22 protein-coding genes are annotated in these 14,023 nt (G+C 45.9%); 11 read left to right on the top strand and 11 right to left on the bottom strand.

Annotation, left to right across the window (positions count from 1 at the left end):
• Window positions 1-47 precede the first annotated feature (47 nt).
• Window positions 48-605, bottom strand: a complete 558-nt coding sequence (locus tag WB308_RS11365) for a hypothetical protein (protein WP_424191597.1) — start codon at window positions 603-605, stop codon at window positions 48-50.
• Window positions 606-779: 174 nt separating this feature from the next.
• Here WB308_RS11365 and WB308_RS11360 point away from each other — a divergent pair, with 174 nt between their 5' ends.
• Together WB308_RS11360 and WB308_RS11355 are read left to right on the top strand one after the other, a co-directional pair.
• On the top strand, window positions 780-1,775 hold the full coding sequence (locus tag WB308_RS11360) for an ATP-binding protein (RefSeq protein ID WP_424191595.1): 996 nt from the start codon (window positions 780-782) through the stop codon (window positions 1,773-1,775).
• The gene (locus WB308_RS11355) at window positions 1,775-2,923 is read left to right on the top strand and encodes a DUF2201 family putative metallopeptidase (protein WP_424191593.1); all 1,149 of its coding nucleotides are present in this window, start codon (window positions 1,775-1,777) and stop codon (window positions 2,921-2,923) included. The genes WB308_RS11360 and WB308_RS11355 overlap by 1 nt, the downstream gene beginning before the upstream one ends.
• Here the strand turns inward: WB308_RS11355 and WB308_RS11350 are convergent.
• Genes WB308_RS11350 through WB308_RS11330 form a run of 5 tightly spaced genes read right to left on the bottom strand, consistent with a single transcriptional unit; the run spans window position 2,920 to window position 4,887 of the window.
• Window positions 2,920-3,147, bottom strand: coding sequence for a hypothetical protein (locus tag WB308_RS11350; RefSeq protein ID WP_424191591.1), 228 nt, complete (start codon window positions 3,145-3,147; stop codon window positions 2,920-2,922). The two genes, WB308_RS11355 and WB308_RS11350, sit on opposite strands and share 4 nt — an antisense overlap.
• Window positions 3,144-3,629 (bottom strand): hypothetical protein, encoded by a 486-nt coding sequence (locus WB308_RS11345; protein ID WP_424191589.1) that lies wholly within the window; start codon window positions 3,627-3,629, stop codon window positions 3,144-3,146. Before WB308_RS11345 ends, WB308_RS11350 begins: the two co-directional genes overlap by 4 nt.
• A 46-nt stretch (window positions 3,630-3,675) precedes the next feature.
• Entirely contained in the window at window positions 3,676-4,275 is a 600-nt protein-coding gene (locus WB308_RS11340; RefSeq protein WP_424191587.1) for a hypothetical protein, read from the bottom strand.
• Window positions 4,272-4,499: a hypothetical protein gene (locus tag WB308_RS11335; RefSeq protein ID WP_424191585.1), complete on the bottom strand. Its 228-nt coding sequence runs from the start codon at window positions 4,497-4,499 to the stop codon at window positions 4,272-4,274. Before WB308_RS11335 ends, WB308_RS11340 begins: the two co-directional genes overlap by 4 nt.
• Window positions 4,492-4,887: a NifB/NifX family molybdenum-iron cluster-binding protein gene (locus WB308_RS11330; protein WP_424191583.1), complete on the bottom strand. Its 396-nt coding sequence runs from the start codon at window positions 4,885-4,887 to the stop codon at window positions 4,492-4,494. The genes WB308_RS11335 and WB308_RS11330 overlap by 8 nt, the downstream gene beginning before the upstream one ends.
• A 95-nt stretch (window positions 4,888-4,982) precedes the next feature.
• Between WB308_RS11330 and WB308_RS11325 the strand changes: the two genes are divergently transcribed.
• From WB308_RS11325 to WB308_RS11300, 6 genes are all read left to right on the top strand, one after another.
• Window positions 4,983-5,873: a NifU family protein gene (locus WB308_RS11325; protein ID WP_424191581.1), complete on the top strand. Its 891-nt coding sequence runs from the start codon at window positions 4,983-4,985 to the stop codon at window positions 5,871-5,873.
• A 13-nt stretch (window positions 5,874-5,886) separates the two neighbouring features.
• Window positions 5,887-6,336, top strand: a complete 450-nt coding sequence (locus tag WB308_RS11320) for a TOBE domain-containing protein (RefSeq protein WP_424191579.1) — start codon at window positions 5,887-5,889, stop codon at window positions 6,334-6,336.
• Window positions 6,337-6,403: 67 nt separating this feature from the next.
• The gene (locus tag WB308_RS11315; RefSeq protein WP_424191577.1) at window positions 6,404-6,778 is read left to right on the top strand and encodes a 4Fe-4S dicluster domain-containing protein; all 375 of its coding nucleotides are present in this window, start codon (window positions 6,404-6,406) and stop codon (window positions 6,776-6,778) included.
• 12 nt (window positions 6,779-6,790) lie between these two features.
• Window positions 6,791-7,174 (top strand): NifB/NifX family molybdenum-iron cluster-binding protein, encoded by a 384-nt coding sequence (locus tag WB308_RS11310; RefSeq protein ID WP_424191575.1) that lies wholly within the window; start codon window positions 6,791-6,793, stop codon window positions 7,172-7,174.
• 76 nt (window positions 7,175-7,250) lie between these two features.
• Complete coding sequence (locus tag WB308_RS11305; RefSeq protein ID WP_424191573.1) at window positions 7,251-7,646, top strand: 4Fe-4S dicluster domain-containing protein; 396 nt, start codon at window positions 7,251-7,253, stop codon at window positions 7,644-7,646.
• Window positions 7,646-7,987 carry a hypothetical protein gene (locus tag WB308_RS11300; RefSeq protein ID WP_424191571.1) on the top strand — a complete coding sequence of 114 codons (342 nt, stop codon included), beginning with the start codon at window positions 7,646-7,648 and terminating at the stop codon, window positions 7,985-7,987. The genes WB308_RS11305 and WB308_RS11300 overlap by 1 nt, the downstream gene beginning before the upstream one ends.
• On the opposite strand, the gene WB308_RS11295 is transcribed toward WB308_RS11300, so the two are convergent.
• Entirely contained in the window at window positions 7,977-8,726 is a 750-nt protein-coding gene (locus tag WB308_RS11295) for an arylamine N-acetyltransferase family protein (protein WP_424191569.1), read from the bottom strand. The genes WB308_RS11300 and WB308_RS11295 overlap by 11 nt on opposite strands.
• Complete coding sequence (locus WB308_RS11290; protein WP_424191567.1) at window positions 8,723-9,244, bottom strand: GNAT family N-acetyltransferase; 522 nt, start codon at window positions 9,242-9,244, stop codon at window positions 8,723-8,725. Before WB308_RS11290 ends, WB308_RS11295 begins: the two co-directional genes overlap by 4 nt.
• 63 nt (window positions 9,245-9,307) lie before the next feature.
• Here WB308_RS11290 and WB308_RS11285 point away from each other — a divergent pair, with 63 nt between their 5' ends.
• Window positions 9,308-10,201, top strand: coding sequence for a DMT family transporter (locus WB308_RS11285; RefSeq protein ID WP_424191565.1), 894 nt, complete (start codon window positions 9,308-9,310; stop codon window positions 10,199-10,201).
• A 106-nt stretch (window positions 10,202-10,307) separates the two neighbouring features.
• A complete protein-coding gene (locus tag WB308_RS11280; RefSeq protein WP_424191563.1) occupies window positions 10,308-10,718 on the top strand; it encodes a hypothetical protein in 411 nt (136 codons plus the stop codon).
• Between the two features lie 7 nt (window positions 10,719-10,725).
• On the opposite strand, the gene WB308_RS11275 is transcribed toward WB308_RS11280, so the two are convergent.
• On the bottom strand, window positions 10,726-11,013 hold the full coding sequence (locus tag WB308_RS11275) for a DUF1294 domain-containing protein (RefSeq protein WP_424191561.1): 288 nt from the start codon (window positions 11,011-11,013) through the stop codon (window positions 10,726-10,728).
• A 341-nt stretch (window positions 11,014-11,354) separates the two neighbouring features.
• Between WB308_RS11275 and WB308_RS11270 the strand changes: the two genes are divergently transcribed.
• Window positions 11,355-11,642, top strand: a complete 288-nt coding sequence (locus WB308_RS11270) for a YciI family protein (protein ID WP_424191559.1) — start codon at window positions 11,355-11,357, stop codon at window positions 11,640-11,642.
• A gap of 70 nt (window positions 11,643-11,712) precedes the next feature.
• On the opposite strand, the gene WB308_RS11265 is transcribed toward WB308_RS11270, so the two are convergent.
• Window positions 11,713-13,404, bottom strand: a complete 1,692-nt coding sequence (locus WB308_RS11265; protein ID WP_424191557.1) for an endonuclease NucS domain-containing protein — start codon at window positions 13,402-13,404, stop codon at window positions 11,713-11,715.
• 151 nt (window positions 13,405-13,555) lie between these two features.
• Window positions 13,556-13,939 (bottom strand): hypothetical protein, encoded by a 384-nt coding sequence (locus WB308_RS11260; RefSeq protein ID WP_424191555.1) that lies wholly within the window; start codon window positions 13,937-13,939, stop codon window positions 13,556-13,558.
• Between the last annotated feature and the right edge of the window lie 84 nt (window positions 13,940-14,023).

The following is a 14,023-nucleotide window of genomic DNA, read 5'->3' as shown; positions in this document are numbered from 1 at the left end:
TTATACGTAAGGGAAGAGGGGGATTCCCCACAAAGGGGGCAAGTCGATTACACAGCTCCGAAAGAGAGTTTTCCACCGCGTTGAAAGGATTTGATCTCTTCATATGTTTTTTCGCTCAGACGAAGGTTGCTGCGTGAAACTTCTTTTGCAACGGCATCGATTTTCTCTTTATCGGACATTTTTTTCAAATCCCCTTTTGAAAGATCAGCAAGTTCGAGCAAGTCGTTCCATACAGAACTCTCATCCAATGCAAACGTATTGAACGTAATTCCCTCATAAACAAATGACCCTTTTCCGATAATATCAGAGACGAAAAGGAGATATTTTCCCTCAGGAGTTAAATACTCTTTGTATTTTGCAACAAACGGTTCAAAAAGATCCAAAGATTGAAGCTCTAACGCCATAAAATCGATCATATCGCTGTTGGTAGCCATTAACACTTGTTTGACGATATCTTTAGGAGGTAGGCTTTTATCAGCAGTGATAACTTTACCTTCGGTTACGATAAGGCAGCCGCGGTACGCGTATTTGTAAGAGTCGGTTGGTGCGTTATAAACGATCATCCATTCGAGTTTGTTGTCGGCAATGTAGCTTTGGATAGACATAGGGGGTTCCTTCAAGATTGGTTAACACTCACAATACAATTCCTGTTCTATCTTTTTCGCACAATAAATGCACAATTATCCAAAACATTGTCATTCCCGCGAAGGCGTGAATCCAGCTTTCTTTTTGGAATGGATCCCGTATCAAGTACGGGATGACGAGAAATAAGGAAATCTATGAACCCTCAAAGTGCCAAACGCTCCCTAGCCCATCTGTGCGAACGTAAAGTTCCCGTCTTTTTATGGGGGCCTCCGGGGATCGGAAAATCCTCCATCGTTGCCCAGATTGCGCGTGAAGCGGGGATTGGGTTTATCGATTTACGCCTCTCTCTTCTTGATCCTACGGATTTGCGGGGGATACCCTTTTTTGATTCCAAAAACGACAGCGCGATCTGGGCCCCTCCGGCATTCTTGCCCGATGGCTCGCAGGAGCGGGGGATACTGTTTCTGGATGAGCTCAATACCGCAGCACCGATGGTTCAAGCCTCTGCATATCAGTTAATATTAGATCGTAAGATCGGGGAGTATCGTCTACCGGAGGGGTGGGCGATTGTGGCGGCGGGAAACCGCGAAAGCGACCGTGGTGTCGTGTTTCGGATGGCGGCACCTTTGGCAAACCGATTTGTCCATTTGGAGATGGAGGCGAATGTTGAGGATTGGCGGCACTGGGCGATAAGCTCAGGGATTGACCCCTCTATCATCGCCTATATTTCTCACCGTCCCGATGCGTTGTTCGTCTTTAATGCCGAGAGCAGATCGTTTGCAACACCGCGTACGTGGCAGTACGTGCATGATATTATGGCTTCCCATCCCGAAGAGGATTTGGTGATGGCAATGGTGTCAGGGGCGATCGGAGAAGAGCTGGCGGCATCGTATCTGGGGTTTCGGATGGTGGCCTCGCAGCTCCCCGATTTGGACGCCATCATGGAGGGGACATGCAGCGATGTACCGAGCGATCCCTCCGCGCTTCATATCCTCTGCACCGCGCTCACGATGCGGGTTAATGATTATACGGGGAGCAAAAAGCTGAACACTCTCATAAGTTATTCACTGAAACTCCCCGGAGAGTTTGCCGTAATGATCGTCCAAGACCTCCGTGCACGTAAAATCGAGTTAGACCATGTTGAGAGCTGGCCATTGTGGATGCGTCAGTTCAACACATTGCTACGATAATGTCTCACGAACAATTGCTTCTCAAATCCAAAAGTCTGTTGACGGTCAAATATCCTTATTTCGGGATGCTCGCTTCACGACTGCAACATGAACCCAGCGACGCTGTATCGGGTTATGCGAGTAACGGGAAGCGATTTATCTATAATGTCGCATTTTTAGAACGTCGAAGTGTCGAAGAGGTGATGTTTATCCTCACCAATGCCGTCATGCACCATGTCCTTGCTCATCAGCAACGCAAACTTAATCGTAGAGGACGGTTGTGGCAGTTAGCGACCGATTATGCGATCAATAATCTCCTTTCAAAAAGTGGTCTGCATATCCCGCAAGGGGCGAATTACAACAAAGAGTATGAGGGGATGTACGCCGAAGAGATTTACGATGCACTCAAAAATGATCTGGGGCTGGGTGAAGGGGATGCGTTCGGTGAGAGCGGTGAGGGTGCTTCACCACACGAATCCATGTCCCAAGAAACGGACGACTCGTCAGGCTTTGCCAATATCGACGGGATCGCGGATGAGATGGATGCTGAGACAGAATCGCAGTGGCAATACGCCGCGTCGATCGCTCAGGAGGTAGCTCAGCGCAAGGGGGCAATGCCCTTAGGGTTGGAGAGACTGGGGAAAAAGGTGAAAGCAGCTGATGTGGACTGGCGGTTTGAACTCTACAACGCCGTAAACCGCCATATGCGTAACAACTACGCCTTTATGCCCCCGAACAAAAAACATATCCATCGCGGTATCGCCCTCCCGTCGCTGACCAGTGACACTCTAAGCCTTTGTGTCGCCATCGATACCTCAGGCTCGATCGATGATGCGCTGCTCGGGGCGTTTATGGAGGAGTTTAAAACCATCATGCAAAACTTCCCCTCGGTTAAGATCGAGCTGATTATCGCCGATGCGAAAGTCCATGCCCACCATACCTTTATCAGCGGGGATCGGATGGATTTCGCCCTCAAAGGGGGAGGGGGGACCGATTACCGCCCGACGTTTGATTACGTCGAGGCTGCGCTGCCGATGACGACGATGCTGTTGTATTTTACCGACGGGGAAGGGTCCTATCCCCGTATTCCGCCGAATTATGAAGTGTTGTGGGCATTGTCGCGAAAAGCGAAAGTACCGTTTGGAAGAGCTCTGGTGATATTTGATTAAAGATGGTCGCTGTAATCGCACGAACCATCGATCTCCAGCATCTCTTTGGCCGATTTTTGTAAATCTGCCGCGTATTGGATCAGTATTTCGGAGTCTACACCGCAATTTGAGGCAATTTTTTCGATTTCACTTTGCGTGATGCTTGGATTACGAAGCTCCATGAACTGATCGGCCGTGATATCGACATGGACAATTGTGTCACTGGAGTGGAGGGTGAGGATCATCCTTCCATACTCCGCAATGCATCGTTGATCTGCTCCAGCGCCAACGATTTGGCGTTTTCGATCTCTTTGTTGTCCCACCAGTATTCGATAATGGCGTGTTCAATCTGCTCTAGCTGATCCATTCGAAGGTTGGCAAATATTTCATAGGAGCTAATTTCATCCGGAGTTACCCCTTTGGATGCGGCGACTTTATTTTGTGTCTCGATGATACTCTCTTCGAGCGGTTTAGGGCTGATTTCTAACCGTGCATGATCGATCCATGCACGGATCTCCTCTTCGAGGTAATCATGCCCCCACACTTGATAACACAATACGCGATTGGGGCCATAGATGATTTTCTCATCTTCTCCCAAAACATCGCTGGTTTTCACCGCACCATCATAAAGATAGACTTCGATCCGTTCATTTTCACGCAAGGTACAGGCCCGTTCAAATGCATTGCGCGCGTGTTTCAATACTTCGCTTTTTAGATTTTCATTCATTATTAACTCCTTCTATTTTGATTTAAATGCCTCTTCAGGACAGAATCTATGTCATGTAGGGGATATCGAGATTCGAATCTCGATCACTCGCTTCGTAATCATAGGTAATCACTTCACGGATTAAAGCGATTTTTTTCTCTATTACGATCCGCTGCAGGGGGTGTAAAGACGACGTATCGATAAGACGTTTAATGCTATGGCGATAGTGCATCGTGATGATCGGATGCCACCGATTTTGGTTTTCATTGAGCCGCTCTAAAAAATGGTGTAGGGCATCACGATCATCACTCTCGAAACGGGGCAATTTACGCATCACGTTTCGGACGAATTGTTTCGTAAAATAAGGCTCCCCCATCTCTAACAGATCGGACGCCGCATCGATATCGGCACTGTTTTCGCTGTAGCTGTAGGCGTAGCGAAAATGTTCACATACCGCTTCGATGTATTTGGGATAGTGGCGCAGCACCATCACCAAATGGGTCAAATCCTGATCGATCAGCACCTGAAAAAGGGTGATCGTATTTTTCCCCATACTCGCCCAATGGGGCTCACCGCTTTTGATACTGTCTTTATCCAGAATCCTCCGGTATTGCTCAATCTCACCGATATCGGTCAAAAGACGCGCAGAGGAGGAAAAACTGCTCATGAGGCTCTTGTCGTACCATTGTGATAATCCCATAGCCGTTTGTAGTGGCTGTCGAGTTCACTGAGGGTGGAATCGACGGTGATGAGTTCGTTGGTATTGGGAAAACGTTTTGAATGGCTCTCGTACCAATGTTCCATTTCGAGCTTAAGCGCGTTGCGTTTGGCCACGGTTTCGACGATGAGACGGCGTATCTCTTCCATTTCGTTAGTGATAATCTCAGCCATGGGTACACCCGCATTCGCACGCACCTGCGGCAGTGCCCGGATCAAGATACTCAGAGGCATTTTCAGGAGTGACTCGAACAAGGCTTTGTGTCAGGGAAACATCGATGGCTTCACTCAGCGCCATTGTCTCAGATCCTAGCCAATAGACACTCATTCCGCCGCGTACCATAACGTGAAACGGACCATCTCCCAAAAAGCCGTAGACGGCCGAAGTTGCCCCGCGTTCGAGAAGATAATTTGCCGTTTGGATACCGTTGCCGCACCCTTCATTGGTGATGATGGTGCTTTGTTTTGTGAGAGGATCGACGAACGCAAAAAATTTGGCATTGCCAAACAGCTTTGTGCTCATCGTACCCGGTGAATCGGATTCTACAGGGATTGCTAACATCGCTGCTCCTTTGATGAATTACAGGGGCTAATGCATTTTTTATTCTTTGTTTTAGAACGGCAATTGCAAAGTATCTTTTTAAAAAAGAGTAAGCGATGGATAACCTCAGAACCCATTATCACTATTTCAGTAACGAAGAGGGGGATGGATATGAGATATACAGCTGCGATTTTCCGGAAGTCAAAGGGTATGGAGATACCTACGACGAGGCGATGAGCGATTTACGCAGAAATTTACAACGATATGAGGAGAAAAGTATGGAAGCACAATCATTGATGGAGAACGCGATTACTGCGTATGATCGCAAAGATTATACGGTGGCTAAATCGATTTGGGAAGGATTGGTTCATACGAATACCGATGCGATGGTCAATCTGGGAACCATGTATGTTAAAGGATTTGGTGTCGCCAAAAGCATCTCTACCGCATTTACTCTGTTTGAACGTGCGGCTTCCATGGGACACGAGAGTGCCTCTTTTTATCTGGGCGGAATGTATGAAAACGGTATCGGTGTCTCTGCGGATAAAGCGTTATCCATCCGTCACTATACGGTTGCCGCTGAAGCAAACATGCCAACCGCTCAACTTAAACTCGGGATTTTGCTTCGTGATGAAGATGTTTTAAACTCGATGAAATGGATGATTCGTGCCGCTCATGCAGGGGAAGCCCAAGCCCATTCACTCCTCACGTATGTCAGTAATATGTCGGAAGCAACCGACATAAATGTCGCATTTCGGATGATGGACGAATCTTCTCAGCGTGCCAAAGTCGAAATGGTAATTGCTGAAAATCTCGCACCTACTTTGGCGAGTGACGGTGGTGGAGTAGAGCTTGTCAATTATGTCGGAGGAGATACTCCGGAAATCTGGTTGCGCTATTTGGGAGCCTGTTCCGGATGTCATTTGGGACCTACCTCGACTGCCGGGATGATTCTGGAGCAGTTTGAAAACGTCATTGATAAAAAGATTGTTATTTATCTCTGGTAATGAGGAGTCAATTATGAACTCGTTTTCTGCGACTGTGGAAGAGATTAAAAGTGATGAATTTTTTAGCTGCATCACGGTGCGTACCCAAGAGACGGTATTGAAACTTCTGAAAACACAAGCACCTAAATGGCTTCGTATCGGTGATGAGGTCGAATGCCGTATCCAAGAGGCGGCGATCGCAATTTGTAAAGGGGCGAAAGAGGGGAGTGTTTCCATTGAAAACCACCTGAGCGGAGAATTGCAACATTTTCGTAAGGGTGTCGTTTTGAGCGAAGTGAGTGTCAATACGCCGTGCGGAAAACTCAACTCGCTGATTACGACCGATGCGTTTGAACGGATGGAACTCTGTGAGGGGTGCAATGTAACCTTGCTTCTCAAAGCGGTGGATATCAAACTTATGCCGGTCTTGGATTCCACCTCGTATGAAAAATGCAAAGATAATTTGTATCAGGTGAAAAACTGATAAAGTCTAGCCAATCGGGAATATGTTCCGATGGTATATCAATTAAAAACCAACTAAGGAGTAAATTATGGCGGTAATGATTACTGATTCTTGCATTAACTGTGACGCGTGTATCGATGAATGTCCGGTAGCGGCAATCGCGGGTGAGGGTGATTCACCACGCGACGATTGGGAATTTACCTATGTAAAACCGGAAAAATGTATCGAGTGTGTCGGTCATGCCGAAACCCCTGCCTGTGCGGCCGCTTGTCCTACCGAGGGGTGTATTGTCTGGGATATGCCGTATACGGCAGATTATAACGACTACTATGTGAACAGCTCTGAGTATGTCATCAGCTCGAGTAAAAAACGCGGGTTGCTCTCTCCGGAAGTTTCTCCGCAAACCTTTCGTGATGATATCTCTATCGCTATGCGTGAATCACGCGAAGCGGTAGCGGTTTAAAAAGGATAGGTTGTGCTTATCGCGTTTGCTTCATCGGACGGTGTAACAGTTAATCAGCACTTTGGCTGGTCGAAGAGTTTTGAGCTGTATCGTATTACAGCAGATAGTGCCGAACACGTTAAAACACTGGACAGTTCCCAAGATGCCATCGAAGACGAACACGAAAAGCTTGCCTATAAAATCGGTACGGTCAAAGAGGCAGACATTATGTATTGTTCTCAGATCGGGCCGACGGCATCGAAGATGGTGCTTGCCTCGAAAATATATCCGATGCGCTCGGGAGAGAACGATCGAATCGATGAGACGATCGTAAAGCTCCAAGAGCTTTTACTCGGCAATCCGCCGCCATGGCTGCAGCGTATTGTTCATACGTCCAAAGATAATAACGCTATCTGAATACATCCAGATAGCTACGCTTGCCGCTAAGGCACTAAAGCTTGCCCCCTTGGGGCAGATTTGCTAAGGAGATAAAATGTCTGTAATTATCGATGATACCTGCATCACGTGTGATGCGTGTTTACAACAATGTCCGGTCAACGCGATCGTAGATGATACCTCTAGTCCTATGGGGAATAAACGTTATTATGTTCAGCCGGAGAAGTGTATCGAGTGTGTCGGTGTGTATGATGATCCGCAATGTGCGGCGATTTGCCCGAGTATCGGATGTATTACCTGGGATATGCCCTTTACTAAAGAGTTCGATGCCCATTTCCTAAACGGTGAACTGTATAAACTTGGAGAGAAAAACGGTGTCCCTAAATCTCCGGCATTCAGAGAGAAAAAATACCGCAAAGATATCCCGAATGAAATGCGCGGTGTAGGTCATATCGTCCAAGAGGGACCGGAAGAACTCGAAGAAGTCGGATAATGAAACCGATAGAGAAAGTAGCGCGTGATCTCGATACCTTTGCGAGAGATTGTGCGGTGACCGTTGCTCTTAAAATTACCGATGATTCGTGCAAAATGGAGGAGGAACAACGTGCCGTTTTTATGGCACTGTACGATGCACTTCCTTCCCATAAAAGTGCTATTTTTGATGATGATGTTTATGCGTTGATTGCTGAAGCCCGGAGTACCCCGAATGCTTCGTTATACGCACGGATAAAAAAAGAGCGTGAAATGGCTATGGCTATCATAACCCAAGAAAAGATGAAAACATTCAAAGCCTCAGTGAGAGGTTCGCTTTTGATCGCAGAACTCACACATTAAGATTATAATGTTCACCCAGCGCTTTTGAATACTCAATAGCCTCTTCTTTAATCACACCGTTTTCGATGATTTTCAGCGTGTCGTCCACTAAAATTTTTCGCCCGTTTGGTGTTTGTATAACGGCGAGTCTCTTTTGGGTAAAAATCGTATCCGGGCTCGTTGCATTGAAATAGTTGGCAAGACTAAATTCGATCCATTCCTGGGGGAGAAGTGCAAATCCGTACTGAGGTGAGTATTCTCCATTTACCCATGAACTGAGTACATACTCATCATCGCGAAATTCAATACGAAATTTGTCTCCGCGCTGTTCGGCGATTTCGTCATCGGCTACTTTGATCGGTTTACGTAGACCGTATCCTCCGAACCCCGTATCACAAAGGTAATATTCACCGTTTATTTTGACGATAACGACGAGATGGGTTTTGGGACGGCGGGTAGGATAGAACATCGGGCGGGCTCCGGCAAAATACCACTCGAATCCTATGGCAGTGAGTGCCATGGCAAACAGGCCGTTGACTTCGTAGCAGTACCCTCCGCGCCTGTGTGTAACAATTTTAGTCGTGATCTCTTCAGGCACCATCGAGGGGATTCTTCCCGCTTGCACCTCAGTATTTTCAAATGGAACCGATTGCAGCTGGGCAGACATCAATGCTGTGAGGGTCGATAGATCAGGGCGAGTTTCGCCGTTGTATCCGATACGATTGAGATAATCGGGCAAAGAGAAGTTGGATGCGGTCATAGATGAGCCTTTAAATATTTTTTTAATCGTGTTAGTTCTAAAAAATCGACTTTTTTATCCCATAAATCGGATTGGGGAAATGCGATCATCTCTCCCGTCCTCACGTAGCCCCTGCGCTCATAATACTCGATCAACTCACTTCGCTGAGTGATGACTTCCATGATGGCGGTATCCACACCCCAATATTTCATTGCTTCGGATTCGGCGTAGGCCAAAAGCTCTTTACCGATCCCCTCACCTTGAAGCGAAGGCTCAACGGCGAAGAGTCCGAAATGGACGCTACCTGCCTCTCGATGGGCATGGATGGTGGCAAGGATCGACTCCTCAGACCGAGCGATCAGAATCAGAGAATCGGGATCATTCAGCAGTTGAAGCAGTCCCGTTTTATCGATCCGTTGACCGCTGAGGAGATCAGCCTCGGTTGTCCATCCTGCGCGGGAGCTATCACCGCGATAGGAGCGGTTGATGAGGGAGGTTAGAATAGGGGTATCGTCGACGGTCGCATATCGGTAAATCATGATATTATTCTATCACAATTGGTAGAGTGATTTTTGTGTGCCGGCAAGTAATATGGGGTAGAGATGGAACAGTCGAAAAATACGACGAAGTATGTGATATGGATGATCGTTGCGATGCTCTTTTGGGGGTTTGCGTGGACGGCGGGCAAGGTTGCGGCGGAACACTCCAATGCGCAGGTTGCCGCTTTTTGGCGCTATGCGATCTCGTTTATCACGATTATCCCGGTGATCTGGTATCTCAAAACACCGCTGAAATCAGATAGGGTCGGTTATATGTATATGATTGCGGCGGGTGTTTTGACTTCACTGTTTAACTACCTTTTCTTTGCCGGCCTTTCACACGGCGATGCAGGATACGGCGGTACGATGGTCACGTCGCTCGCTCCGATCATCACCTATATCCTCTCTATCTTATTTTTAGGGATAACCGCTTCTTTCCGACAGTTGGGGGCTCTGTTCATCGGGATAGTGGGGGCGCTGATTTTATTACGTGTCCCTCTCGACGGGTTTGCATTTTTAAATGTCGAGAGCTCTTATTTCCTCGGATGTGCCATAGTGTGGGCGATGGTCACGGTGATTGCCCAAAAAGCGTCTAAACGGGCTCATCTGATGTTCCATACGGTGGTCGTATTCGGTATTACCGCATTTATCAATATGCTCTTTGCCCTGCCGCACCATCCGTTCGATTTTGCCGCGTACGATGAGACGTTTTGGATCACGATTTTCTTGATAGGGCTGATCCCCGGAACGTTCAGTACCGCCCTTTATTTCGTCTCAGCGGGTAAAGTAGGGGCGCACCGAACGGGGGTGTATATGTTTATCGTCCCTGTAGGTGCGATTGTATCGAGTTGGGTCGTGTATGGTGAGGGATTGGAACTTTCGACGCTTATCGGATGTCTGATGGCGTTTGCCGCGGTGATCTTGTTTAATATGCGAAAAGCGAAAGGAGCTATATGATGTATCGCATTGCTACCATAAAGGATATTGAAATTTTTTTGGCACTTCATTATCGTTATCAGATCGATTGGATTGTACCAGAGAATGAAAAAAAGGTATCTTTATTATGAGTATTTATGCTTTGCAATCGCCGGCAGGTGGATTTTTGGATGAAGATCTAAACCATTTTAATAAAGTTTTTGATGATTGGTGCGTACAGTTTGATAATTTTGAAGATGCTGCCGCTATTGCGAGTACATTGGATAAGAAAAGATATTCTGAGGTCGTCGAAATCACTCCTCTGAGCTATCCTAAGTATTTCTTTCGACAGTTACAAGGGATAATACACGCAACACGCGAAGTAGAGGGGAATATTATCTGTATTGTGGAACCTTTTATGGGATCAAATTTTCGTATTGCAGTTTGTAATTTGGAAACAAAAGCGGTGAGATTAACGGCAACAAGGTATAAAAATTCGATGAGTGTCGAAGGTGCATTTGCGAACTTTGCGATCAAAGATGAAAAGGATTTTTTATGAAAGACTATTACGTGAGTGAAAAATTTTGTAACGCATGGGAAGCGTTGGAGGTAAAAAACAAGATCGCTTCAAAAAGAATTAATTGAATCGTTAAAATAATCCAGAAAGTATAACGGTATTTTTTTGATTTGTGACGAAATATTTTTTGGGCGAAAACAGCTCCCACACTTCCCCCGAAAAGGGTGAGATTCAACAGCGTTTTTTCACTAACCCGTCGACGGTTGGTACGTGCCAAATATTTGTCATACCCAAATACAAAAAACGTAATAAGATTAAAAATTAAAAAAAGAAACATTAAGCCTTTCATTGGGGAGGATTATAGCACATAAGCGTTGTCGCTTTAGGAATATGTTTGCTTTGGATGATGAACACCAAGAAGAGATAATGAGAGCCATCTATAACCCAAAAAGACGACACAGTTATCTAGGATATCTGTCTCCTAATGAATTTGAAGTAAGATACTTCTCGGAATCAAGAAACCATGAGGTATTGACGGATTGATAAACCGTCTACCAAATGGGGGTCATTCCACTGCACCTGCGGCGGTAGAATATTATCCGAAAATCGGTTTTACTCAACATCCGTCGGCTTGGGTACTGGAAAGTACAAAAGAAATTTTATAAAATAGGGGCAGTTATGTTTATCATCTCTCTTACCTACATCAAACCCCTCGAAGAGGTAGACGCTCTGCTCGAAGAGCATGTCGAATATCTGAAAGAACAGTATAGATTAGGAAATTTTCTCGCATCGGGGCGTAAGGTTCCCCGTGACGGAGGGATTATTCTGGCACGTGCCGTTGCTCGCGAAGAGATCGAGACGATTATCAGCCTCGATCCGTTTTATCGCCATAAAATCGCATCTTATGAGATCACCGAATTTACTCCTACGATGACGTCGCCAGAATTAGCCTTTTTGAAAGAATAGGAAGCTGTTGTAAAGAATATTTTGAGGTTATAGGTATCACCTGACCCCCATATCCTGAATTGGGAGATTCCTATGTCTTGAATGTTAACTGCTTACGCTTAGTATCATCCCACATGACCATGAAGCCATTCCAAGTTGATGAGTAGAGCTGAACAATGTCTTCCACAAAATCACTATTGCTTTGAATGAAGCCAAAGAAACCCTCCAGTGGATGGCTAATTTCACATTCTATCCATCTGAAATTATCCAAGCGATGCCCAACATTAGGCTCGCCTTGTGATCGATAAACAACATAGGAAAGCCCGATCTCCTTACAAACCTCAGCATCTTTCCGGTCAAACCCACCCCAACTTAAGCTGGCAGTTAGAAGCTCTGGATTACCAGCATAAAAGACATCAAGAATGTGCGTAACTGACGGGGACTGGCCATTCGATTCCAGCGCCACATAAAAAAACTGAAGCGGCGACCCGTCGTTATCAAGTACAACAATATGTGCGTTTGGAACATATGCACCACTATTATCTTCTACCACCTCCATATAGATAGATAGAGTTATATGGCTTGGATTGTATATGTGAATATCTAAACGCTCAGCATAAGGAACCCTGATAGCATCATCAAGGCAGAACATCATTTGCTGAGAGAGCTGCACATTATCTGCAAAATTCTCTCGAATTTCTTCTCGCACTGAAGCAAGTTCCGCCTTGTTTTGAACAGATAAACTCCGCGAGTACTTTTGCCCAGTTACACCGTCATTACCACGTACCTCAGAAATAATAATTGCATCATCAAGCAGTTCATTTGCAGCCACGCCACCATATCGATGTATCTTTCTAATCGTCCATCCTTCATCGTCTAGAAGCTTGGAACCAAACTTTGCTGGATAAGCAATCTCAAAGTGATCGCGATGAATATCAGGCCCGACTTCGTAGACTTTTTCGTGTAATTCACAAAGCTTTTCCTTTGCGTCCATATCTGAGATATACTCCAGAAATTCGGCGAGATCATCTTGCTCAGCATGCTTTCGTACTACGGCCTGACAGAAAGCTTCAGTCTGTAGTAGCGGAACAAAGTAGAGCAGACTATCAAAAGTAGGAAGCTGCTTAGCGATTCTTTCACGATCTGCCTGATCATACATACCCATGCTTTCATAAGCCGCGACCATCGCGTTCAGTTCTCTATCCCTATGTGATGGATGCGGCGCCATGTCAACGATTACAAAGTCTAAAATACCCTTTTCTTTACACGCATGCTCATAGCTTTCGAGTCCTTTCTTCGCAGAATCTTCATCAGTGTAGAGGGCTAATTCATGCCATGGCGCAAAAATCCGACCAGAGTGTGCAGGCAAAGGATCAACGCTAGAGGCATGAATTGGTCTGTACGACCCATCGACGGATAACTTAATTCCTTCGACATTGCATGTTGTCCGAGTAACAAACGACGAGAATGGGACAATAAGTTCGCGCCATTCCGTAGAGACAACCATTACACGAATTTCGTGTTCACGGACGCTCCGATCCTTCTTAAATGCCTCAATGTACTTCAATACCTCGTGCAGTGCCTCCCGCGAGGCAGCTTCCGAACGCTTAAGCTCAATGAGCACCCAGCGTCCATCCTTATCCTTAGCGAGAATGTCGACAAAACCTCTTGTGCCGACATCATTGGGTAAATACTTTTCCTTCTCTACATATTCCAGCCCTTTCTCCAAGACGTCCAAAGTGGTTACTAGATAATCACGAATACTTGCTTCAATTCTCTCCATATTTTCTCCAAAATTTCCTTTGCGAGCAGACTAGAAAAAGAACATCTATATGAGAATCTATTTTAGACTTTTCTTCCTTGTCTGCAGGGTCGAATCCTAATGGCCTAACGTCTGAATTCACAAGCCTGCGTAGGTTCGGTGGAATGATGGGTTAGGACTCATGGACTTCGAAGAGCAACACATCTTCGCCAAGTTTCTCGTCATAAACTTTGAAAATCTCAAGCAAATCCACCTTGACTCCAAGAACTTTAGCAACGGCGGCTTTGGCATCTTTTGGAACATCAGTGGGGAATTTGTTTGGATGACGACGCGAACCAGATTTACCCCAAGCTACTTCATAGCCACCGGGAATATCAACATGAGCGTGATACTCATCGCCTAGAAAGTGAGGCTGATCGCGTCTTGCTGTGAAATTGCCAACGGTAGATCGGGTGGCCTCATCAAGCCTCTCTGGTGTAGTCAGCAGCAAATGTTCTGGGGCTTCCACCCGAATTTTCTTTGGTAACGCAACAAATTCCTTGAATCGCATGATCATGGTGTGTTCTCCTCTCTGAGTCCTAACTATTTATTCATTCCCAAAATAGATCATTTTGTCAGAAATCAATTCAGAAATTCATAA

This window comes from Sulfuricurvum sp., assembly GCF_049587615.1.
GTDB lineage: Bacteria > Campylobacterota > Campylobacteria > Campylobacterales > Sulfurimonadaceae > Sulfuricurvum.
This window is presented reverse-complemented; position numbering and strand designations above follow the sequence as displayed.

Excerpts from the sequence above, each read along its gene's own strand:
- WB308_RS11270 (WP_424191559.1), top strand. The coding sequence starts at position 11,355 with ATGTTTATCATCTCTCTTACCTACATCAAACCCCTCGAAGAGGTAGAC.
- WB308_RS11285 (WP_424191565.1), top strand. The coding sequence starts at position 9,308 with ATGGAACAGTCGAAAAATACGACGAAGTATGTGATATGGATGATCGTT.
- WB308_RS11355 (WP_424191593.1), top strand. The coding sequence starts at position 1,775 with ATGTCTCACGAACAATTGCTTCTCAAATCCAAAAGTCTGTTGACGGTC.
- WB308_RS11290 (WP_424191567.1), bottom strand. The coding sequence starts at position 9,244 with ATGATTTACCGATATGCGACCGTCGACGATACCCCTATTCTAACCTCC.
- WB308_RS11295 (WP_424191569.1), bottom strand. The coding sequence starts at position 8,726 with ATGACCGCATCCAACTTCTCTTTGCCCGATTATCTCAATCGTATCGGA.
- WB308_RS11300 (WP_424191571.1), top strand. The coding sequence starts at position 7,646 with ATGAAACCGATAGAGAAAGTAGCGCGTGATCTCGATACCTTTGCGAGA.
- WB308_RS11260 (WP_424191555.1), bottom strand. The coding sequence starts at position 13,939 with ATGATCATGCGATTCAAGGAATTTGTTGCGTTACCAAAGAAAATTCGG.
- WB308_RS11275 (WP_424191561.1), bottom strand. The coding sequence starts at position 11,013 with ATGTTTCTTTTTTTAATTTTTAATCTTATTACGTTTTTTGTATTTGGG.
- WB308_RS11305 (WP_424191573.1), top strand. The coding sequence starts at position 7,251 with ATGTCTGTAATTATCGATGATACCTGCATCACGTGTGATGCGTGTTTA.
- WB308_RS11360 (WP_424191595.1), top strand. The coding sequence starts at position 780 with ATGAACCCTCAAAGTGCCAAACGCTCCCTAGCCCATCTGTGCGAACGT.
- WB308_RS11265 (WP_424191557.1), bottom strand. The coding sequence starts at position 13,404 with ATGGAGAGAATTGAAGCAAGTATTCGTGATTATCTAGTAACCACTTTG.
- WB308_RS11335 (WP_424191585.1), bottom strand. The coding sequence starts at position 4,499 with ATGGCTGAGATTATCACTAACGAAATGGAAGAGATACGCCGTCTCATC.
- WB308_RS11325 (WP_424191581.1), top strand. The coding sequence starts at position 4,983 with ATGGATAACCTCAGAACCCATTATCACTATTTCAGTAACGAAGAGGGG.
- WB308_RS11320 (WP_424191579.1), top strand. The coding sequence starts at position 5,887 with ATGAACTCGTTTTCTGCGACTGTGGAAGAGATTAAAAGTGATGAATTT.
- WB308_RS11280 (WP_424191563.1), top strand. The coding sequence starts at position 10,308 with ATGAGTATTTATGCTTTGCAATCGCCGGCAGGTGGATTTTTGGATGAA.
- WB308_RS11350 (WP_424191591.1), bottom strand. The coding sequence starts at position 3,147 with ATGATCCTCACCCTCCACTCCAGTGACACAATTGTCCATGTCGATATC.
- WB308_RS11330 (WP_424191583.1), bottom strand. The coding sequence starts at position 4,887 with ATGTTAGCAATCCCTGTAGAATCCGATTCACCGGGTACGATGAGCACA.
- WB308_RS11345 (WP_424191589.1), bottom strand. The coding sequence starts at position 3,629 with ATGAATGAAAATCTAAAAAGCGAAGTATTGAAACACGCGCGCAATGCA.
- WB308_RS11365 (WP_424191597.1), bottom strand. The coding sequence starts at position 605 with ATGTCTATCCAAAGCTACATTGCCGACAACAAACTCGAATGGATGATC.
- WB308_RS11340 (WP_424191587.1), bottom strand. The coding sequence starts at position 4,275 with ATGAGCAGTTTTTCCTCCTCTGCGCGTCTTTTGACCGATATCGGTGAG.
- WB308_RS11315 (WP_424191577.1), top strand. The coding sequence starts at position 6,404 with ATGGCGGTAATGATTACTGATTCTTGCATTAACTGTGACGCGTGTATC.